This is a genomic window from Catenovulum adriaticum, from assembly GCF_026725475.1.
Classification (GTDB): Bacteria; Pseudomonadota; Gammaproteobacteria; order Enterobacterales; family Alteromonadaceae; genus Catenovulum; species Catenovulum adriaticum.
Map to the genome: position 1 here is coordinate 2,321,066 of NZ_CP109965.1, position 19,592 is coordinate 2,340,657.

The 19,592-nt window shown below is 37.1% G+C and carries 16 protein-coding genes and 1 other annotated feature; of the genes, 14 read left to right on the top strand and 2 right to left on the bottom strand.

From position 1 onward, the window contains the following. Window positions 1-132: 132 nt before the first annotated feature. From OLW01_RS10080 to dcm, 6 genes are all read left to right on the top strand, one after another. Window positions 133-2,238, top strand: coding sequence for an endonuclease/exonuclease/phosphatase family protein (locus tag OLW01_RS10080; protein ID WP_268073777.1), 2,106 nt, complete (start codon window positions 133-135; stop codon window positions 2,236-2,238). A gap of 71 nt (window positions 2,239-2,309) precedes the next feature. Continuing rightward, the gene (locus OLW01_RS10085; RefSeq protein ID WP_268073779.1) at window positions 2,310-4,139 is read left to right on the top strand and encodes an alkaline phosphatase PhoX; all 1,830 of its coding nucleotides are present in this window, start codon (window positions 2,310-2,312) and stop codon (window positions 4,137-4,139) included. Window positions 4,140-4,610: 471 nt separating this feature from the next. Further along, the gene (locus tag OLW01_RS10090) at window positions 4,611-6,329 is read left to right on the top strand and encodes a hypothetical protein (protein WP_268073780.1); all 1,719 of its coding nucleotides are present in this window, start codon (window positions 4,611-4,613) and stop codon (window positions 6,327-6,329) included. A 605-nt stretch (window positions 6,330-6,934) separates the two neighbouring features. Beyond that, the gene (locus tag OLW01_RS10095) at window positions 6,935-8,260 is read left to right on the top strand and encodes a tyrosine-type recombinase/integrase (protein ID WP_268073782.1); all 1,326 of its coding nucleotides are present in this window, start codon (window positions 6,935-6,937) and stop codon (window positions 8,258-8,260) included. A gap of 16 nt (window positions 8,261-8,276) precedes the next feature. Further along, window positions 8,277-8,612, top strand: coding sequence for a hypothetical protein (locus OLW01_RS10100; RefSeq protein WP_268073783.1), 336 nt, complete (start codon window positions 8,277-8,279; stop codon window positions 8,610-8,612). Window positions 8,613-8,736: 124 nt separating this feature from the next. Further along, window positions 8,737-10,014 carry a DNA (cytosine-5-)-methyltransferase gene (gene dcm, locus OLW01_RS10105; RefSeq protein WP_268073784.1) on the top strand — a complete coding sequence of 426 codons (1,278 nt, stop codon included), beginning with the start codon at window positions 8,737-8,739 and terminating at the stop codon, window positions 10,012-10,014. Window positions 10,015-10,068: 54 nt separating this feature from the next. Here the strand turns inward: dcm and OLW01_RS10110 are convergent, their stop codons facing one another. Then, window positions 10,069-10,953, bottom strand: a complete 885-nt coding sequence (locus OLW01_RS10110; RefSeq protein ID WP_268073786.1) for an HNH endonuclease — start codon at window positions 10,951-10,953, stop codon at window positions 10,069-10,071. 597 nt (window positions 10,954-11,550) lie between these two features. Between OLW01_RS10110 and umuD the strand changes: the two genes are divergently transcribed. After that, window positions 11,551-11,964, top strand: a complete 414-nt coding sequence (gene umuD / locus OLW01_RS10115; RefSeq protein ID WP_268073788.1) for a translesion error-prone DNA polymerase V autoproteolytic subunit — start codon at window positions 11,551-11,553, stop codon at window positions 11,962-11,964. After that, on the top strand, window positions 11,952-13,199 hold the full coding sequence (locus OLW01_RS10120) for a Y-family DNA polymerase (protein WP_268073789.1): 1,248 nt from the start codon (window positions 11,952-11,954) through the stop codon (window positions 13,197-13,199). The genes umuD and OLW01_RS10120 overlap by 13 nt, the downstream gene beginning before the upstream one ends. Window positions 13,200-13,446: 247 nt before the next feature. Here OLW01_RS10120 and OLW01_RS10125 read toward each other — a convergent pair whose 3' ends face one another. Next, entirely contained in the window at window positions 13,447-13,605 is a 159-nt protein-coding gene (locus OLW01_RS10125) for a hypothetical protein (RefSeq protein ID WP_268073790.1), read from the bottom strand. A gap of 197 nt (window positions 13,606-13,802) precedes the next feature. Here OLW01_RS10125 and OLW01_RS10130 point away from each other — a divergent pair, with 197 nt between their 5' ends. The 6 genes from OLW01_RS10130 (at window position 13,803) to OLW01_RS10155 (ending at window position 19,356) form a co-directional block, all read left to right on the top strand. Next, on the top strand, window positions 13,803-14,693 hold the full coding sequence (locus OLW01_RS10130) for a nucleotidyltransferase domain-containing protein (protein ID WP_268073791.1): 891 nt from the start codon (window positions 13,803-13,805) through the stop codon (window positions 14,691-14,693). Continuing rightward, window positions 14,656-15,875 (top strand): IS3 family transposase gene (locus OLW01_RS10135; protein WP_268073792.1). Its coding sequence is split into 2 segments (ribosomal slippage): window positions 14,656-14,944 and window positions 14,944-15,875, totalling 1,221 coding nucleotides; the frame shifts between segments, so codons are not numbered across the junction. Before OLW01_RS10130 ends, OLW01_RS10135 begins: the two co-directional genes overlap by 38 nt. Continuing rightward, window positions 14,934-15,050: a sequence feature (AL1L pseudoknot), on the top strand. It overlaps the preceding gene by 117 nt. A 133-nt stretch (window positions 15,876-16,008) precedes the next feature. Next, window positions 16,009-16,155 (top strand): hypothetical protein, encoded by a 147-nt coding sequence (locus tag OLW01_RS10140; RefSeq protein WP_268073793.1) that lies wholly within the window; start codon window positions 16,009-16,011, stop codon window positions 16,153-16,155. Beyond that, a complete protein-coding gene (locus OLW01_RS10145; RefSeq protein WP_268073794.1) occupies window positions 16,142-17,866 on the top strand; it encodes a ThiF family adenylyltransferase in 1,725 nt (574 codons plus the stop codon). The genes OLW01_RS10140 and OLW01_RS10145 overlap by 14 nt, the downstream gene beginning before the upstream one ends. Then, a complete protein-coding gene (locus tag OLW01_RS10150) occupies window positions 17,853-18,311 on the top strand; it encodes a Mov34/MPN/PAD-1 family protein (protein ID WP_268073795.1) in 459 nt (152 codons plus the stop codon). Before OLW01_RS10145 ends, OLW01_RS10150 begins: the two co-directional genes overlap by 14 nt. Further along, the gene (locus OLW01_RS10155; RefSeq protein ID WP_268073796.1) at window positions 18,304-19,356 is read left to right on the top strand and encodes an SAVED domain-containing protein; all 1,053 of its coding nucleotides are present in this window, start codon (window positions 18,304-18,306) and stop codon (window positions 19,354-19,356) included. Before OLW01_RS10150 ends, OLW01_RS10155 begins: the two co-directional genes overlap by 8 nt. Window positions 19,357-19,592: the final 236 nt, after the last annotated feature.

A 19,592-nucleotide genomic window follows, 5' to 3' on the forward strand; every position in this document is an offset into this window, starting at 1 on the left:
TAAAACCAACAACTTGCACCAGTGCAACATATTGTTTTTAAAACTGTCACTTAATGTTCAATTTTTGGTCATGCAAAGTCGTTACCTTATTCGCGTTTTCATTAGCGTAAAATAATAAACAACGGGACTAGCATGAGAAAATTTCAAGTATCAGCAATAGCAGCATTAGGGTTATTAAATTTAAACCTAAATGCCGCCAGTTTATTTAACGAAAATTTTGAGTTTGGTATTGATGGCCAGTTTACAGCCGTTAGCGTAGCCAGCGATAAAGATTGGTTTCATGATTCATTTAATGGCGATACAAGCGCGAGTATGAATGGATATAACGGTGACACCAATAGTGATGATTGGTTGATTTCGCCAGAAATTGATTTAACTCAAACCGCAATTGACACTGCAATTCTTACCTTCACGACACGTGGTCGTTATGATGGCCAAAATTTAAAATTAAAGGTGTCTACTGACTATCAGCCAGACGCCTCACCTGAAGTCGCTACTTGGACAGAAGTTACGTTTAATATACCGACAGAAACTAGTGGTGGAAGCGGATCTGATTTTGTGCCATCTGGCGACGTTGATTTAGCCGCCTATATAGGTCAAAAAATTCATTTTGCTTATCACTATAAAACAACATTTGATGCTGGTGAAGTTAACGGTGCATGGCACGTTGATGCGGTTAATGTTGAACTCACAGGGGATGATCTTGCGCTTCCTTTATCTGGTAGCTTGAATTCAAGCTTGGGGGATAGTTTCCGCAGTATTGATAATGTTGAGTTTACCGCAACCGCTGCTCAAGGTGCCGGTACACCTTATCAATTCTCATGGGATTTTGGTGATGGTTCAACAGCAATGGGCGCATCCGTTAATCATCAGTTTGATTCTGGTGATTACACAGTCACGCTAACCATTGCAGATAAAGATGCAACAAACTCAATTGTACTCACTAAAGATATTTCAGTTGCCCAAACTAATGAATATTCAGTTGACGCTAAAATATCAGCCTCTGATATTCGAGTTGCTACCTTTAACGTCAGCATGGAAGCCGAAAACTATGAATCAGACGATTCAACAGTTGTTAGCCAAGGCGCACAAATATTAGCTGATGAACTAGCCGCTGGCGATAACGCTCAAATTAAGAATATTGCTGAAATAATTCAACGTGTTCGTCCTGATATGGTTTTACTCAATGAGTTTGACTACATTGCAGATGCAAACTCAGGTATTGAAATGTTTATAAGCCAATATTTAAATGTAGCTCAGGCTGAAGACGTTAATTCAATTGATTATCCGTATTACTTTGTTGCCCCTTCAAATACAGGTACACCTACTAATTTTGATTTAGATAACAATGGCACTGCCACTGGTACTCAAAACGATGCTTATGGTTTTGGTCAGTTTGAAGGCCATTACGCCATGGTATTCATTTCACGCTTTCCAATTGAACAAGAAGATGTGCGTACTTTCCAAAAATTCTTGTGGAAAGACATGCCTGGTAATTTAATGCCTACCGACCCAGCAACAGGTGAAAATTGGTATAACGAAGCTGAAACAAATGAGTTTAGATTATCTTCAAAATCTCATTGGGATATTCCAGTAAATGTAGATGGCGAACTCATTCATATTTTGGCGAGCCACCCTACCCCGCCAACGTTCGACGGAGCAGAAGACAGAAACGGCACTCGTAACCACGATGAAGTTCGTTTTTGGGCTGATTATGTAAATCCTGAAAACTCAGCATATATATATGACGATAATGGCGCGTTCTCTGGGTTAACTGAAAATGCCCGTTTTGTCATTGTGGGCGATTTAAATGCGTCCGTTGAAGGTGACGCTTACGATGGCACTATTAATCAGTTATTAAACAACGAATATGTTTATGCTGATTTTGCACCGTCTTCTGAAGGTGGGCTTGAAAATGATGAATCTAACCCTTTATCACCTTACCACACTGCAAGCTGGCAAATGCGAGCTGATTACGTTTTATCGTCTGAATTTGGCTTAATGGCCAAACAAGGTTCAGTATTTTGGCCCGCAGAAAATGACAACTTGTACAGTTTAATTTCATCACGTACTGCCTCGTCCGATCACCGTTTAGTTTGGTTAGATGTCGCAATAACAGATGTTAAAAGTGACGAAGAAGACAAAGAAGATGATTTCGTCATTGGATCAGGTACATGGACATTTTATGGCATCGCCTTGCTTGGCTTATTGTCAGCTTTAAGAAAACGTAATCGCTAGTGAACAAAACCATAATTGTTTTATTTAATAATTTAAATTAGTAGCCATTGAAATAATGATAAGGACAAAAGATGAAAATGAATGAGCAATTCAAACTAAGCCTACTAGCATTAACGGTAGCAACCACTTTAAGCGCTTGTACTCTGGATCTTAACTCAGATGATGAGGATGAAAACAATGGTGGCGAAACACCTGCACCTATGATGGACACAATTTCATTTTCAGGTATATCTGTACCTTTATCTGAAAACGCGCAGCAGTCCGTTCGAGCCTCTAACGAGATTACAATTAACGGTAAAGTGCAAAGCATCGGTTATCACAAACTTATGAGTACGGCTCATGAAGATACAATCACGGGCGAGGTATTTGGTTTAGCTAAAAATCATCTAGATGAGCCAATTCAGTTTGAAGATGGCAGTGACTACATTTGCAATGGTACTAATGCAGGTGTGGGTTCCGGCCTTGATTACACCAGTATTTTGCAGAAAAACGACAAAATGTACATGGTTTCTCAATTTGAATGTCAAATTGGTGCAATGTATGTACAGGAAATAACTCAAGATGCAGATACTGGCATGTTGTCGCCAGTTGAGGGTACATTAGAATTTATCAGTCAAAAAGATGAATTTGGTGGATGGGTTCACTGTGCAGGTATGGTAACGCCCTGGCAATCGCACTTAGGTTCTGAAGAATATGAGCCACGTGGTACTTTAACGGTTGATGATTCTGGCCTTACATCTGATAACTACTACAACGCTATTGCACCTTACTGGCAGGGCGATTTAACTCTGTCTAACCCATATTATTATGGTTGGACGCCTGAAGTTAAAATCACAGCTACCGGTGAAGTTGATTATGCTAAACATTACAGCATGGGCCGCATGTCACATGAATTAGCTTATGTTATGCCAGATAATCGGACTGTTTATTTAACAGACGATGGTACAAACGTGGGTTTATTCATGTTTATTGCGGATAAAGAAAAAGACTTATCTGCAGGTACATTATATGCGGTTAAATGGAACCAAACTTCATCTGAAAATCACGGTGCTGCCGACTTAACTTGGGTAAATTTAGGCCACGCTAATAACGCTGAAATTCGTGAGTTCATAGCGACTAAACCTATGTTTGATGACATTTTTGAACTGGCAGATGACGTTGATAATGTTTGTCCTGACACCTTTACCTCTATTAATACTTCTGCAGGTTTTGAGTGTGTGAAACTAAAAGATGTTAATCAAGATTCAGTGGTTGACGAAAAAGATGAGAAATTAGCCTCTCGCCTAGAAACACGTCGTTTTGCTGCATATAAAGGCGCAACAACCGAATTCCGTAAGGAAGAAGGCGTTACGTTCAATGCAAAAGAATCGAAATTATATATCGCTATGTCTGAAGTTGCGCGCGGGATGGAAGACGGTAGTTCAAACGATAACGGCGGCTATAACCATATTCGTTTACCTAAAAATTCATGTGGTGCAGTTTATGAATTAAATGTATCTGCAGATGAGAGCATGAATTCAATGTATGTTGCTAAAGATATGGCCGGTATTGTTGGCGGTATGTCTGTGGACTACACAGGCAGTGAATACGAAGGCAATAAGTGTGACATTAACTCAATCGCCTCCCCTGATAACGTTGCTTATTTAGAGGAATCAAACGTATTGATCATTGGCGAAGATACCAGCTCACATGAAAACAATATGATTTGGTCTTTCGATTTAAATGATGGCTCATTAACACGCATATTAACCACGCCTTTAGGTGCAGAAACAACATCGCCTTACTGGTATAAAGATATTAACGGCTTTACTTATTTAACAGCGGTTACACAGCACCCATCTGGCCGTGAAGACAATATGGAATCTGAAATCGGCTATGTAGGCCCCATTAAGCTTAAATAATCGCGTATAACCTACTCGCATTGTGAAATAACCGCTTTTAAGTAAACGTATTAAAGCGGTTATTTTAACTAGCTTAAAATGATAAAAGAGAAGCAACCTGCTTCTCTTTTTATTTTTACCTTGCCACATTTTTCGTGACACTATTCAACTTCTATTTTTAAATTCACTTTATCGTTTTCTTTTTACCTGATTTTTTATATATCGAGCTAAAACGAAACACAATGACTCAGTATAAAAATTTAAAAAACTAAACAAAAGGGCAATTTAAACGACCTCCTTCATTTTTTTGCAATCTGCTTAGCGTTAAATAAGTTCCAATTAAACCTAAGCTGAGATGCGTCAACGTTGTAAGCTATTTTTAGGTAATCAATTAATCAAAAATAGCTGTTTAGTATTCCTTATTATTAAATGGAGTCAATTAACAAATAAAACGTGTAAACATTTTAGCCAGCTAATAAACTGGATAATAATATGAAATCAAGTCTACTTTTTATAGTGAGCGTGCTGACGTTAAGCGCATGCGACTCAGCAAATCACTCTCAAACCCTTACAAAAAAAGAAAGCCAGCAAGTTGTTGATAACGAAACTACAGCTATTGAGCAGCAGCGACTTGCCTACACCCGAAATAAAGTGATGCATAACGATGCTGCATATGTTCCGCCACAATGTTACACCAAAACAGTTGATGAACTCGGTGAAACTCAAAACCCGTGTTACGCCTGCCACGATAATGGTAAAAAACCCAACTATATCAGTGGTGTAGATTTACAATTGGAATATGGCTTTACTGCTGCATACCTACAAACCAACCGATGGTCAAACTTATTTAAAGACTTTTCTAAAGAAGTAGCTGAAATTAGCAATGATGAAATTAAACAATATATTCGGCAATCAAATTATTTTTCTGACGATGGTTCACTCACTTTGGCCAATAAACTTAAAAATGTTCCGCCCGGATGGGATGTAAATAAAGATGGCCAATGGAATGGATTTATACCAGATGCTTATTTTAACTTTGATCAACAAGGGTTTGATTTAAAACCTAATGGTGAATTTAGCGGTTGGCGTGCCTTTGCTTATTCGCCTTTTGTAGGGGCATTTTTTCCAGCTAATGGCGCTACTGATGATGTGCTCATTCGATTACCATCCGTTTTTCAACAAGATGAGCAAGGCCAATTTAATCTAGATATTTATAAAGTCAATTTGGCCATTGTAGAGGCTATGATTAAACGCCAATCTGTTGAAATTACACCAATTGATGAAAACCTGTTTGGTGTGGATATTGATAAAAATGGCGAATTATCAATGGCGATAGAAGTCAAGTTTGATTGGGCGCCGCTAGATGATCGCTTAATGAGTTATGTCGGCCAGGCGAAGCAAGCTTTGGCTAAAAAACAATTGCATATCGCTGGCGGACTTTATCCGGAAGGTACCGAGTTTTTACACACCTTACGATATTTAGATTGGCAAGACGAAGCGTTAGTATTATCTAAGCGCATTAAAGAGGTACGTTATAGCAAAAAGACAGGTTGGAATACTTATCCTCAATTACAGAATGCAGCGTTAAGTGAAATAAAAGAAAAAAATGATTTTCCTGAACGTTTACGTCAATTCACTGGCGATGGTGAGGTTGGTTTATACACTGGCTTTGGTTGGGTATTACAAGGTTTTATTGAAGATAAAGTGGGTGATCTTAGACCACAAACTTACGAAGAAACGGTATTTTGTATGGGATGCCACTCTGGTATTAGTGCAACGACCGATGGTGCATTTGCATTTTCGCGAAAACTGGATGCAAGCACATTCAAACAAGGTTGGTACCATTGGTCTGAAAAAGGTTTAGCGGGATTAATGGAACCTAAATTGGCAGATGGCCGCAACGAATACGCGACCTATTTAGCGAACAATATTTGGGGCGATGAATTTCGCTCAAATTCAGAAATTAAAGCTAAATTTTTAACGGAAACAGGTGAGCTCAATAAAGCAGCTTTAGCGAAGCTAAATAAAAATATAGGGGAATTATTAATTCCAACGAAAGCACGGGCAAACAAATTAAACAAAGCGTACAGAGCCATTGTAAAAGAAGAAAGCTATATATATGGACGTCAACCGTTTGAAGGTAACATAAATCATGTACATGATTTTGTTGAATCAGGTACGCCAACCCAAGTTGAACTAGTTTTAAAGTAAGCTAGCTTAAATGCTCTTTAATGAACCAAGGCAAGATCACACTTTGAAATATAATGGCAGTATCTAGAAAAACCTTTATTTAGAGCAAAAAGCTTTAGAGAAAAATATATTTTTCAGGACGACAAATTCAAGCTTACAGGGATGTGCTTGCGGCGTTTTTGTGAAAATTACTCAAATATGATTTTGCCCTGTGTAATGAGTCTGTTTGTATTTTATTGCGTTAAGCAAAATAGCCCTTGGCGTATGAAAAACAGTGGCTAAATCATCTAAACTCGGTTTAATGAATATATTTCATTTATTTAGCTTTCAGTCGCTCTAAGCTCAGTACTATGGAGTCAGAAATATTACTGCTTCGGTATCCACTTTAAAGCCAAATCATTTCCTACCATTAGCAGAAAATCATCAGAAGCGAGGAGAGGAATGAGCACAATATACAAAGGCAGCTATCAAGGATAAATAATCGTAATAAGATTTAAAAATCAGGAACTTAAGAATGGTACCGGTGGGCGGACTTGAACCGCCACGCCCGAAGGCAACGGATTTTGAAAATAGCACGCCTAAATTATCTATTTAAAATCAATTAATTAAAAGCTAAGATAAACACTTTGCAAAAACTTTGCAAAGTTAACCCATTATTATTTGATTGCCTTATGACCACACTACTCCAACGACATGACATTGAAGACGGTTTATACGTTTACTTGCAGGACAACAGCAAACGTTGGTATTGCCGCTTTGTTATTGACCGAAAATGGATAACTAAATCTACCAAAGAAACGGATTTAGATAAAGCAATATCTAAAGCTTATTCAATTGTTGTGGAACACAAAATTAAAGCCGAGCACGGAATAAATGTACTTACAAAGAGGTTCAAAGATGTCGCACTTGAAACCATCGCCAAAATGAAAGAAGAACTAGAACATGGTGGCGGTAAGGTCATTTATAAAGACTATATTCAAGCTTTAAACAAGTATCACATCCCCTACTTCGATCGCATCCACATAACCTCAATCGACCAAAACAAGATTCGTGAGTTCAACTCTTGGCGTATTGAACAATTTGGGCGAATACCAGCTAAATCCACCATTCTAACTCACAATGCGGCCTTACAAATGGTCTTTAAAGAAGCGATTGAGCAAAAATGGATGATAGCAGCTCAAGTACCAACCCTTACAAATATAGGGCAAGAAGGCAAACGCAGAGCGTCTTTCACTATGGAAGAATACGATATAGTTTACGACGCTGTTGTTGAAATGATGAAAGAAAGCCGCAAAGAAAAAACACGACAGATTCGTGAATTGCTGACTGATTATATGGATATTGCCCTATATACGGGCATGAGGCCAGGTTCTGAAATGGATAACCTCACATGGTCAGATATTAAAATTGAAAGTCATGAACATCGCGTTATTTTTTATATTACCGTCAGGAAAGGTAAAACAACTAAACATACTGGCACCCGTGAAATTGTTTGCAACCAGCATATATTTGATACGATCCGAACTATGGCAAGACGCTTTCCTGATAGAAAACCCACCGATAAATTATTTAGGTTACGAGATGGCGCAACAACAAAAGAACTTGGTGTAAATTTTGATAAAGCTCTGGAGCTATGCGGGCTTAAGGCGTCTTCGCATGGTACTAGATCTTTATATTCAATTAGGCACACATACATTACTCTTGCATTAACAGAACAGCTATTTTCGGTTGAAGTTTTGGCCAAGCAATGCGGTACAAGCAGCCAGATGATTGAACAGCATTATAGTCACGTCATTCCAAGAACATACAAAAAGGAGCTTTCAGGGATTAATTTAGACGATAATAAACAAATGATTCAAAGCCGGTTTGATGTTCCCAAAAAGACAAAGAGAGTATTTGCTAAGTTGATAGCCGAATGGGAAATCAATTACAAAAGGCGTGGTTGTATTTAAGAGAGGTAATTTAGTAATGCTATATCAACAAGAATTTGGTTTAGATTTTCAGTTAGGTTTCAATTTGTACGACTTTCCTAAGCTAAAAGACCGTTCGTACCATAATGATGATTGTCCAAGTTTTTATTTCAATATAAAAAAACAGTATTTTGTCCTATGGGTTGACTACCCACAAAAACATCAAAGAGAAATAGAGTCTGATAGGTATACTCTGCAGTTAGCAGATAATGAAGGTGATGAAGTTTCTCCAGAGGTATATGCTGGGAGCAATGAGGTCATATACTCATGTGAATCACCAAAAAAATTAATAGTTTATTTAATGCAACTATTCGAAAAAGACAAACAAAGTTAAGCTTTACTACAATTTTATTTGTAGTGCTTAAACTATGCAATTTTGTTAATATTAGCCGCTTATAAATAGTGCTGTTGATTAGAACCCCATCCCAACTTTAGCCATACAAAACTGATAATTAAATATGCTTCGAGAACTTGTAGAAAAAATAGAGAAAGATGTAACAACTTATAATTCAGATTACCAATCAGACAATGAATTAAGAGCAAAAATAACTCACTGGCTCTTAAATAATGATTTTAATTACAGCTTATCTGATGATTTAATTCGGATAATGCAGCAAGCCAAAGATGAATTCCTAGTAACGAATAATTTAGATTTTCAGCAAATTTTATTGGAAAGTGCTCCGTTCTATAATGAACAACATGGCTTTCCATTTATTGACTTATTTGCTGGGATAGGCGGATTTAATTTAGCACTTTCGGCAAATGGTGGAAGTGCTAAATTTGCATGCGAATGGGACAAATCAGCCAAAGTTACTTATTTCAATAACTACGGTAAATGGCCGTTTGGGGATATTAACCAGTTTACTAACACAAACGTTGAAGATATAGTAATTAATCAATCGATTCCAGACCATAGCATACTAGCTGCTGGATTCCCATGCCAACCTTTCAGTCATGCTGGCGTTTCAGCTCGAACTGCCTTGGGACTGGCACATGGATTTGAATGTGAGACACAAGGGACGTTATTCCATTCAATAGCTAGGATAGCTTTCGTAAAGCAGCCTCAAATCGTGTTTATGGAAAATGTTAAAAATATTGTTTCACACAATCAAGGAGAAACATTTTCAATAATTCGTTCAACAATGGAAAATTTGGGGAAAGAAGCGGAAAATAAACATTCCTATAAGTTCTTTTATAAACTAGTGAACTCTGAAACAGTTGTTCCCCAGCGACGTGTTCGTTGTTATATGGTATGTGTCAGAGAAGATATATACAATGAGTTCGGTGGCTTCGAATTTCCGGAATTTGAAGGAGAACCTTTACCACTATTTCAAGCCTTGGAAAATTTAACTGTCGCAGAAATAGAAGAGTACACAATCTCAGATAGGCTATGGCAGGGTCACATTCATAGAACTCAGAGAAATCTAGACAGAGGCACAGGATTTACTGCATTTGCGGCAAACTTAAATAAACCGTCAAATACGATCGTTGCTAGATACGGTAAAGATGGTAAAGAATGTCTCATACCTCAGAATGAAAGAAACCCTCGAAAATTGACGATACAAGAATGCTCAAACCTATTTGGATACCCTGCAGGTTTTTGGACTCCGCCATCTAAAACACCAGCCTACAAACAGTTTGGGAACTCCGTTGTAGTACCAGTTGTCCAATCGATTGCAGAAGCTATCGTAACACAATATCCAATTACAGCCCTATTTGAGCAAGGGATGCTTTAGGTAAACTACATAATCAACACCATCTTAAGCAAACGACTAATTTCTTTCACACTTCTAATTAATTCCGTAAAAACTAAGGAGCCTTTTGAAGTCGACTTCTATTCCAGAAGAAGCAAGGGCTGCCTTCCTCTTCTTATAAAATGTTTTTATCAATGGAAGTTTTGTTTCTGCGTCACCATAATGAATAGCTCGGTGGCAATTAGGACAAAGTACTATTAAGTTTGCTTGTACATCCAGTGAATAAGCAAAATCTTTATTATTTGAAATGGGTATTAAATGGTGAATTTCTACATACGGGTGATCCGTTGAAGCAGATGTAAATGTGGAATGATTTTTACTGAACTCACAGGTGTAATTTTTTCTTCTCATAACCTGCGCGGCTAGTGTTACATCTCTATGCTGAGATGTAACATAATATGAAGCGGCTTCATTATGTGCTTTAGGAGCATTTATTGCCTTGATATAATTAAAATCTTCTTCATCTATCGTATTATTTACTTCATAAGCTATTTTTTTTGCATCAGTTGAAGTTAAATTATTGAACGTATCTTTCATCATGGAACCAATGAATAACTCTTGAACTCCATCTATCACAAAAATAAACCAAACTTCACCAAACTCAGGATAAAACCCAGAGCCCTTTTTAAAATAAAGCCTTAATTCATTGCCTTGAGATTTTGGATATTTTATTACAAGTTCTTTCTTTAAATAAGTGCCTTCAGACCATACGTTAAAGGTCAATGTATCAGGTTTGATATCCATAGCACCCCCACCCCCTCTAGCAAAAGAGTCAAGGCTACATATAGTTGCAATAACCTCTTTTTCGAGTTTGTCTACTGTTACAGATTTATCACCAGTAGCTTCTCGCTCAGTAACCTCAGAATATGCTCCTTTGGTTGCCTGAAAATAATTTAGTTGTTCATCATTAAATTTCGCCATACAATTACCCCTGTAAAAAAACAGGGTAATCTTGACTCAACAAAAAAATAAAGTCAACCGGTTTTTTTACAGGGTAATGAAGTGTGTGGTAGAAGAATAGTTTTGCCGCTTGCTTATTGGTGCTATGACTCAATCGCAGTAAGATTAAATAACAACAAGACCAAAAAAATTACACTTTGAGTTTATACTGCGCTCCTTTAATGGACAATTAATCAATGACCACTAAACTTTTACCAACATGCACGTTAATGTGTATTAACGTGCATGTTGCTTACTTAAAATAATTAGTAAATTATCAGTGATTGACTCAACTTTTGTGATTTTCGGTATTTGTAAGCTTGCTTACCTATTTTAATAACGTTAGCCAGTTTAATCCGTCATAAGAAATTTTTTGTCGAAAAGTATCGATTTTGTTCATATCTACAAGCCCAGTGCTTACAAACCACGCGGATAAACTTTCACTCTGGAGTTATGTTTAAGTGCCCACCTATATTGGAGATTTTATAAAGTGTACGAATCTACTTGAATAAAACTTACCTTGAAATTAAACTGTATAAACATACAGTTTAATTTGTTTTTTTAAGCGAGTCGTGAAATATGAAAATTATTCCCATATATGCATTTGCAGGCATTACTGGCTTTGAGTCGCCAGCGGCAGAATACAAAGAGCTAGGGTTATCGCTTGATGAACTATTGATACAGCATCCACATGCGACTTTTATCGGTCAAGCTAAAGGGGATTCTATGGAAGGTAATGGCATTTATGATGGTGACTTATTGATCGTAGATAGGGCGGTTACAACCAAACAAAATGACGTGATAGTCGCTAATTATAATGGTTCATTTGTATGTAAAGTGCTAGACAAACAAAAGAAGAGTTTGATTTCATCTTCTGGCGAGTTTGCACCTGTTTATATTTCCGATATGGACGAATTTCAAATTGAAGGGGTGGTCACTCAATCTATTCGTTTACACCGTAACTGCGCTGAAATAATGAAATGTTTGCTTTAGTTGATGCTGTCGCTTTTTACGCTTCGGCAGAGAAAGTATTTGATCCGAGCATTCGTAACAAGCCAGTCGTAGTGTTAACCAATAACGATGGCTGTGTTTGTGCCGTCTGCCCTATTGCCCGTAAGCTTAATATTCCTAAATTTGAACCCTATTTTAAGCTCAAAGAATACTTAGCTCAGCATAATGTTGTTGTGCGTTCTTCAAATTATGAGCTTTATGCCGATTTATCTGACCGTATGATGAATGTCATAGCTCGTTATTGCAGCAATCAGCATGTTTATAGCATTGATGAATCTTTTTTGCAGTTTAGTTGCCAAGTATCTGATTGGCATAAGCTTGGACGTGAAATACGACAAGCTGTTTGGCGTGAAGTTAAACTACCTGTTGGTGTTGGGTTTGGAATCACGCCCACTTTGGCTAAAGGTGCTAATCATGCTGCTAAAAAGCTTTATGGTTACAATGGTGTTGCTGTTATCAGCGATACTAAACAGGCCACACCTATTTTAACGCAAATGAAATTATCAGATGTGTGGGGAATTGGCTCTAGGTTATCGAAAAGGTTGGCGTTGTTCGGCTTAAAAAACGCCTATGATCTTGCCCAGCAAAACCCAAGTAAAATGCGTAAGTTTCACAGTATTGTACTGGAAAAGACGGTAAGAGAGCTTAATGGTGAAATATGCCTGAATTGGGATGAAGTTAAACAAGATAAGAAAGAGATATTTTCAACACGAAGCTTTGGGGCAAGAATTACCGATAAAAGTAGCTTACATGCTGCTCTGAATACCCACGCTGAGATTATAGGTAGGAAGCTTAGAAAACAGAACTCAGTGGTTAAAAAGCTGACTATTTTTGCTCATAACTCCCCACATGACGCGCAATTCATCAAACGAAGCTTTTTGTATGAATTTGTGGTGCCAACATCAGATACCTGTGTTATTGCTAGTGCTGTCAGTTCAATATTAGACAAGTTATTTATTGCCAATGTGTCTTTTTATAAATGCGGGTTAGGCGCTATTGAATTACATAGTGGAAAATTCACGCAGCACAGCTTATTTGACAAAAGCCTAGATAAACCAGAAGTCATGCAAGTATACGACCAAATCAACAGCAAATACGGCACTGGCACTACCTTTATTGCTAGCAGTAATATGACCGAAAAATGGTCTATGCGAAGAGCGTTTTTATCCCCGCAGTACACAACAAGATGGGCTCACCTGCCTGAAATTAATTGCTGATTTTGGCCTAGTCTGCACTTATTTAATTGAAATTGGCGGTTATGTTTAAGTGCAATTATATACCGAGCAAGGTAATGCTAGGACAAAAGTTTAATTTATTTTACTTGTTGTAGTTTTTAGGTTTGAGTGAAAGCAGAAGTTAGTAATAAAAAGCCATACGCCAGTTTTCTAGATCAAAGCTACTTAAGATTAAACTGTATAGTTTTGTGAAAGTGGTATCTAAAGTACCACCTTCGATTTGGATGGACTAGTTTTTACAACCATTTTTATCGCACGTAATTTTGCTATCAGTATTAGTCCAATGCGTTGGATTTTCTCTAGTATTGAATCCACATCCGGTAACTCCGCCTTTTTGCCCTTTGTGTACAATACTTGGTTCATTTGGTGGGGTGTGTTTCACAGCCATTGTTTTTTCCTTATTAGATTAATTTTGTTAAGTAATATTTACACATTCTTCTATAAAAAATAGTAAGAACTGCTTCGCCTGTCAAATACTAGATTAGGAAAAATTTAAATCCGATAATTTTGGAAAAGTTTAATTAGCCCTTGAATTAATTTGTTAGTGGCTACATTGTGATTATATACTAATCAATGGAACAATATATGTCCTTACAAAACAAATACTCCACGTTTCACTCAAATATATCTCTAAATTATTACAGCTCAGAATATAAAGAAGCTAAAAACAAAGATGAATTAATTTTATCCAAAATTAAAGAAGAGTTTAAAGATAGATACACAATTCTTAGAACTCCCCAACTGGGTTCCATGAAAGCAAATACTGCTATCAGACCTCTAAATGGGGGAGATTATGACATTGATAGAGGTATTGTTTTAGACAATGATTCTGCTCCAGAAAACCCTGTTATTGTAAAAAAACAGATCAAAGAAGTTTTGTCTAAGCATGGTTTTAAAGAACCTAAAATTAAAAAGCCTTGTGTAACTGCTGATTATAAATCAAAACCAATACACATCGATTATGTGGTATTCACTGATGATTTTACTAAACAGACTAAATTAGGAGTTGGTAAAGAATTCTCGGGTGAGTCGGAACGTTTTTGGGATTACAACGATACCGAAGGTTTACTTGAATGGTTAGTTTGGAAAGGCGAATTTAAGTCTGATGATTATAAGAAACAATATTACAGGATTGTTAGATACCTTAAAAGATGGAGAGATTACAACTATAAAGTTGAATCAGAGAGAAAAAAAGTATTCTCAATTGCATTGGCTGTTATGGCAAGAGAACAATTTCAGAGTGATATCGATGTAAATAGTGGAGCGTGTGATGACCACAATTGTTTAATCAATACGTTGAAAAGTATGTTGGGCGATTATAAATATTTTAAACCTCAAGGTGAGGGTAAGTATAATATTGATGTAAATTTACCAAAAGTTCCACATATTGAATCGCCCCGTGTTTGCCAGAGACTCAATAACTTGAGAAACTGGAATAATGAAAAAATCAAATCGCTATACATCAGAATTTCGTGAACGTGCAATTAGGCTTGTTACTACACAACAGCATGAATACCCCTCTCTTTGGGCTGCGCTAGTATCGATTTCAGATAAACTGGGATGTACACCAGAAACACTTAGAGCATGGGTCAAGAAGTCTCAAGCTCAACCGTCTAAACCATCTTCTAACACTCAATCAACTGAAGAACGACTTGCCGCTTTGGAGCGCGAGAATAAAGAGCTCAAGCGAACGAATGATATTCTGAGGCAGGCTGCCGCTTTTTTCGCCCAAGCGGAGCTCGACCGCAAACAGAAGTAATAGTGGATTTTATTGATGCTTGTCGAGAGCATTACGGTGTCGAGTCAATTTGCAAGGAATTGCCGATTGCACCATCAACGTATTATTCTCATAAACAGATACAAAGAGAGCCTGAGCGACTGTCTAACCGCAAAAAACGTGATGCTGAGCTGATGATACTCATTCGCGAAGTGTGGGAGGATAATATGTCAGTTTATGGTGCAAGAAAAGTATGGAAGCAGCTACAGCGTGACGACCATCAAGTCGCCCGCTGTACGGTAGAACGATTGATGCGAATAATGGGAATTCAAGGTGTACGTCGGGGTAAAGCACATAAGACAACGATACCTGACGAGCAACAAGATAAGCCACTGGATTTAGTTAATCGTCAATTTACTGCTGAGCAGCCAAATCAACTTTGGGTCGCTGATATCACCTATGTTGCCACATGGAGTGGCTTTGTTTACGTCGCTTTCGTGATAGATGTTTTTTCACGATACATTGTCGGTTGGCGTGTATCAACGACAATGCACACAGAACTGATTCTTGATGCATTAGAGCAAGCTATTTGGCATCGTGGCAACCCCGAGGGGTTAATTCACCACAGCGACAGAGGCAGTCAATATTTGTCTATAAGGTACACTGAGCGACTTGCTGAAGCTGGAATTCAAGCGTCTGTAGGGAGTGTGGGTGACTCTTATGACAATGCATTGGCTGAAACAATAAATGGCTTATTTAAAACAGAGGTTATTCGCAGGAATGGCCCGTGGAAGAATGTTGATGCTGTTGAATATGCAACGTTAGAGTGGGTTAATTGGTTTAATAATCAACGCTTATTATCTTCAATTGGGTATATTTCACCAGCTCAATATGAAACAGACTACTATGATAATTTAAACGAGTCAGGTAAAGTAGCTTGACTTAAACAAACTGGTCTCCGATGAACTCGGGGCGATTCATATAGACATTTTTAAAACCAAGAGCATAGATACTGGTACAAAGTTAAGAAACCGCTTAAGCAAGCTTTTGGAAAAGCTGGAAGCTGTTTCAAAGATGGATTCTCTAGAAAAACAAACTAAAGAGCTGCGCAAAGTCTTTGGGGAAGACTTTCCTGAGCATCAAGACAAATCAGAGAATTCGAGTAACGGGCGAGTTAAAACTAATCAACCAGCAGTGAGTACTTCTATTGGCGGAGCATAATTATCAACATTATTGTAAGTTTTTAACAAGTCATGGATTTAGCGCTCAGATAAATTCAAATAACGACATAACTATCGATTTACAAATCAACAATAGAACTTTGGGACTAAAAGTCTTTTTGCCTAAATTGTTTCCCAATGCATTGCCTAAGTTTTATTTATTGGACAGGTTTGCATATGGCTTGTTACCACATGTAAGTACGCGAGATGATGGAGCCGGTACTGTTTGTATTGGGGAGTATAATCAATATTGTTTGGATGTTGAAAGACCAGAACATGTTCTTCTGGAAACGCTTCAAAAAGCGAAAGATATGCTAGCAAGATTGCTTACTGATCGAGTTTATTTTGAAGAAGAAGCATATAAAGAGTTTGTTGCAATATGGAACTTTAAAGTTAAAGCCGGAACTCCATCAATAAAATATTTTGGCGATGATGAAGATTCTCTTTCTGAACTAAAAGTAAAGTGCAGTCAAGATAAGAAACTTAAACTAAATGCATTTTTTGCTGAAGGAAAATCTAGCTTAAATAAAGATTTTCTTGTTTATAGCAAATACAAGAAAACCCCTCTTTCAATAAGAGGTAAAGGCGTTTTTATAGATATACCCGCGCACCATTTAATTTTGCCTCCATCCCCAACAGAATCTGTCAGCGAGTGGTGGAAAAAACAAATACAAAAACTCCCTTTACCGCAAAAACAAGAATTAAAACGGTACGCGAAAAATAATAGGCATAACTCTCTAAATATCATCTTAAGTTCAATAGTTAAAGGCCAAAGAATATGGGTTGCTTTATATTGTGTTAGAGATAACGATGAAAGACTCCCATTACATGAGAGTCATTTCAAACATTGGCATATCGAACCGGCAATTATTGATGTAATTTCAAGGCACTCGCTATTATATCGTTCAGGAGCCAGTACAAAGTTAGGTGATGCTAAAGTTTGTGTTATCGGATGTGGAAGTGTGGGTGGGCATGTAGTTGATAAGTTAGCGAGTAGTGGCGTAGGTCATATCACCATCTGTGATCAAGATAATTTTAATCTGGAAAACATACATAGGCATGTGTTGCCATCATATTGTTTGGATAAAAGTAAATGTTTGGGATTAGTGATGGAGGTCTCTTCAAAATATCCATATTGTGATATTAAGATAAGTGGAAAAAATTCTTTGGCTGAGTGTCAAGATACTAAATTCATAGAAAATTTTGATCTCATTATTTGCGCTACAGGTGATGAAACTGAAGAGAGAAGTTTTAACTCATGGATCTATAAAGCTGAGTTGAATAATACACCAGTCGTTATATATAGCTGGTTGGAAGCGTTAGGGTTGGGCGGACATGTTATTACAACCATACCTAAAGTCAAAGGGTGTCTAAACTGCTGTTACATTGATAATGTAACTGATGAGCCTAGTACAGTTAGCAATATTTCGTTTATATCACCTAATCAAGAGGTTATGGTAAGTTATGCTGGCTGCGGCACCCATTTTCTCCCATTTAGTGGTTTAGATGCCCAAGATACTGCTAGTTTATCCGTTAGAACGGCTATTAATTGCTTGAATGCTAGACCGCAACAGGGGTTTGTATCATCATGGGTAGGTACTCCTGACGAAGCTTTGTCTAAAGGAATAGATCTGACTCATAGATATTATCATCACAGAGATGGAAGTTTAACTTTTGAACACTATCGGAAAGCCTGTAATGTTTGTCAATGAGCTTATTTTACAAGCAAATATAGAAGTTAAAACAAATGATAAAGTATCTTCAATGTGGAAGAGCTATAGGCAGACAGGGTCGCGGAGGGAAGCTTGTGGATTTATTATTGGAGGTTATGAAGCAAGTAATAATTTGATTATAGTTGATCAATGTACAACTCCTGGAATCAAAGATATTCGTACGAGATATACATATAAGCTAAAAGATCCTAAACACCATGCGGCTGTTGTAAATGCTTATAATTCTTCTGGTGGTTATAGTAATTTTCTTGGTGTTTGGCACACTCACCCTGAAAGAATACCATCGCCATCCGATATTGATATAAACGGGTGGAATCATTTAATAAAAGAAAATGATTCCATTATTCCAGCGTTTCTATTTGTTATAGTTGGAACTGAAAAAACTAATTTTTATACATACCTAAATGAGAGATTCAATGGATAAATTGCTCAACTTTATCTACAGCATCGCGAAAATCATATGGCGACCTGCTGATCTGCCTACAAAGATAGGCACGATTATATTCATTTCAGGGATTACTTTACTTAGTGGTGGAGTTATCTTTCGAGTAGTTTACAAAGAAAATATTTTTGAATATGCACCTTCTGATGCAAGCTTTTATAGTTGGTTAGTTGGTTTGGTTGTCGTGGCTATTGGCCTTCTGATACTTGTATGCAGGGTTATTACAGTCATGAAAAATGAATCTGTGAAAGATATAGGTTTTATTTATGTCCCTGCTTTCAAAAACATGAGTGCTGAGCTAGATATAACTAAGCAAGGTTTGCCACCGACTAATTTAAAAAAGTTAATGTCACCACTTAAAAGAAATCCTTTTGATTCTCGTGATAAACATGAGTCAATAGATCAACTCAAACGAATCAAGCAATATATTGAGGATAATTCGGATGTTTCACGCGCTCAAAAGGCGTATGTAAAATCTGTAGGAGCTATACCTTTTTTGTTTCATTTAGGTACTGTATTTAGAGATAATCATCTACAAACAGAGTTTGTAGCGAATGACAGAGCAACAGGAAACGGGTATTTGTTAAATAAAGAAAAATTTCAGTGTCGATATTTTACATTAACTTTTAATAACCAAACAGATCTTGAAATTGCGATTTCAGCCATGCAACTATCGGGTACTGACGAAGCTGCGATTGCAGTATCCTTTACTCAAGATATTTTGGCTAGTCATTTACCGGCAGAGTTTAGTAATTCTACTTTATTTATAAATAGTAATATTAAAGACTTTGAATTGATCCAGAACAATGAAAAACTGGATGAGGTGATAGGAGTTATATCTAAGTGTATTTCTCGATTAAACGCTCATGTTAAGGTAGTTAATCTGTTTATTTGCGCTCAAACTAGTGTGGTTTTTAAACTTGGAGAGCGTTACCAAATCGGTATGCACGGACCTATTAAAGTACATCATTACTGTAGTACTGAAAATCGATATATTTGGGGAATCGAAACAAAAGAAATAGCTTAATTATATCTTCTTAATCTTCCACTAAATGATTAGATATCTTTTATGTACGAAATAAAAAAATGTGCTTGTTGTAAATGATGTTAAAGCTGCTGATATGCCTAGTATGTGTCACAACAACTAAAAATTTTCCGTAATTATAGCAAAAGGCAGTTAGCCGATGTTAAATATCCTAGAACTTGGCTTCTGCTATTGGCACGTAGTCTAAAATTGGTAATATATTGTGCTACCTTTAAAAC

What these genes read in the sequence shown, in the direction of transcription:
- OLW01_RS10100 (WP_268073783.1), top strand. Translation starts at nt 8,277, where the DNA reads ATGCTATATCAACAAGAATTTGGTTTAGATTTTCAGTTAGGTTTCAAT.
- OLW01_RS10130 (WP_268073791.1), top strand. Translation starts at nt 13,803, where the DNA reads ATGTCCTTACAAAACAAATACTCCACGTTTCACTCAAATATATCTCTA.
- OLW01_RS10080 (WP_268073777.1), top strand. Translation starts at nt 133, where the DNA reads ATGAGAAAATTTCAAGTATCAGCAATAGCAGCATTAGGGTTATTAAAT.
- OLW01_RS10150 (WP_268073795.1), top strand. Translation starts at nt 17,853, where the DNA reads ATGTTTGTCAATGAGCTTATTTTACAAGCAAATATAGAAGTTAAAACA.
- OLW01_RS10140 (WP_268073793.1), top strand. Translation starts at nt 16,009, where the DNA reads ATGGATTCTCTAGAAAAACAAACTAAAGAGCTGCGCAAAGTCTTTGGG.
- umuD (WP_268073788.1), top strand. Translation starts at nt 11,551, where the DNA reads ATGAAAATTATTCCCATATATGCATTTGCAGGCATTACTGGCTTTGAG.
- OLW01_RS10110 (WP_268073786.1), bottom strand. Translation starts at nt 10,953, where the DNA reads ATGGCGAAATTTAATGATGAACAACTAAATTATTTTCAGGCAACCAAA.
- dcm (WP_268073784.1), top strand. Translation starts at nt 8,737, where the DNA reads ATGCTTCGAGAACTTGTAGAAAAAATAGAGAAAGATGTAACAACTTAT.
- OLW01_RS10090 (WP_268073780.1), top strand. Translation starts at nt 4,611, where the DNA reads ATGAAATCAAGTCTACTTTTTATAGTGAGCGTGCTGACGTTAAGCGCA.
- OLW01_RS10120 (WP_268073789.1), top strand. Translation starts at nt 11,952, where the DNA reads ATGTTTGCTTTAGTTGATGCTGTCGCTTTTTACGCTTCGGCAGAGAAA.
- OLW01_RS10125 (WP_268073790.1), bottom strand. Translation starts at nt 13,605, where the DNA reads ATGGCTGTGAAACACACCCCACCAAATGAACCAAGTATTGTACACAAA.
- OLW01_RS10155 (WP_268073796.1), top strand. Translation starts at nt 18,304, where the DNA reads ATGGATAAATTGCTCAACTTTATCTACAGCATCGCGAAAATCATATGG.
- OLW01_RS10085 (WP_268073779.1), top strand. Translation starts at nt 2,310, where the DNA reads ATGAAAATGAATGAGCAATTCAAACTAAGCCTACTAGCATTAACGGTA.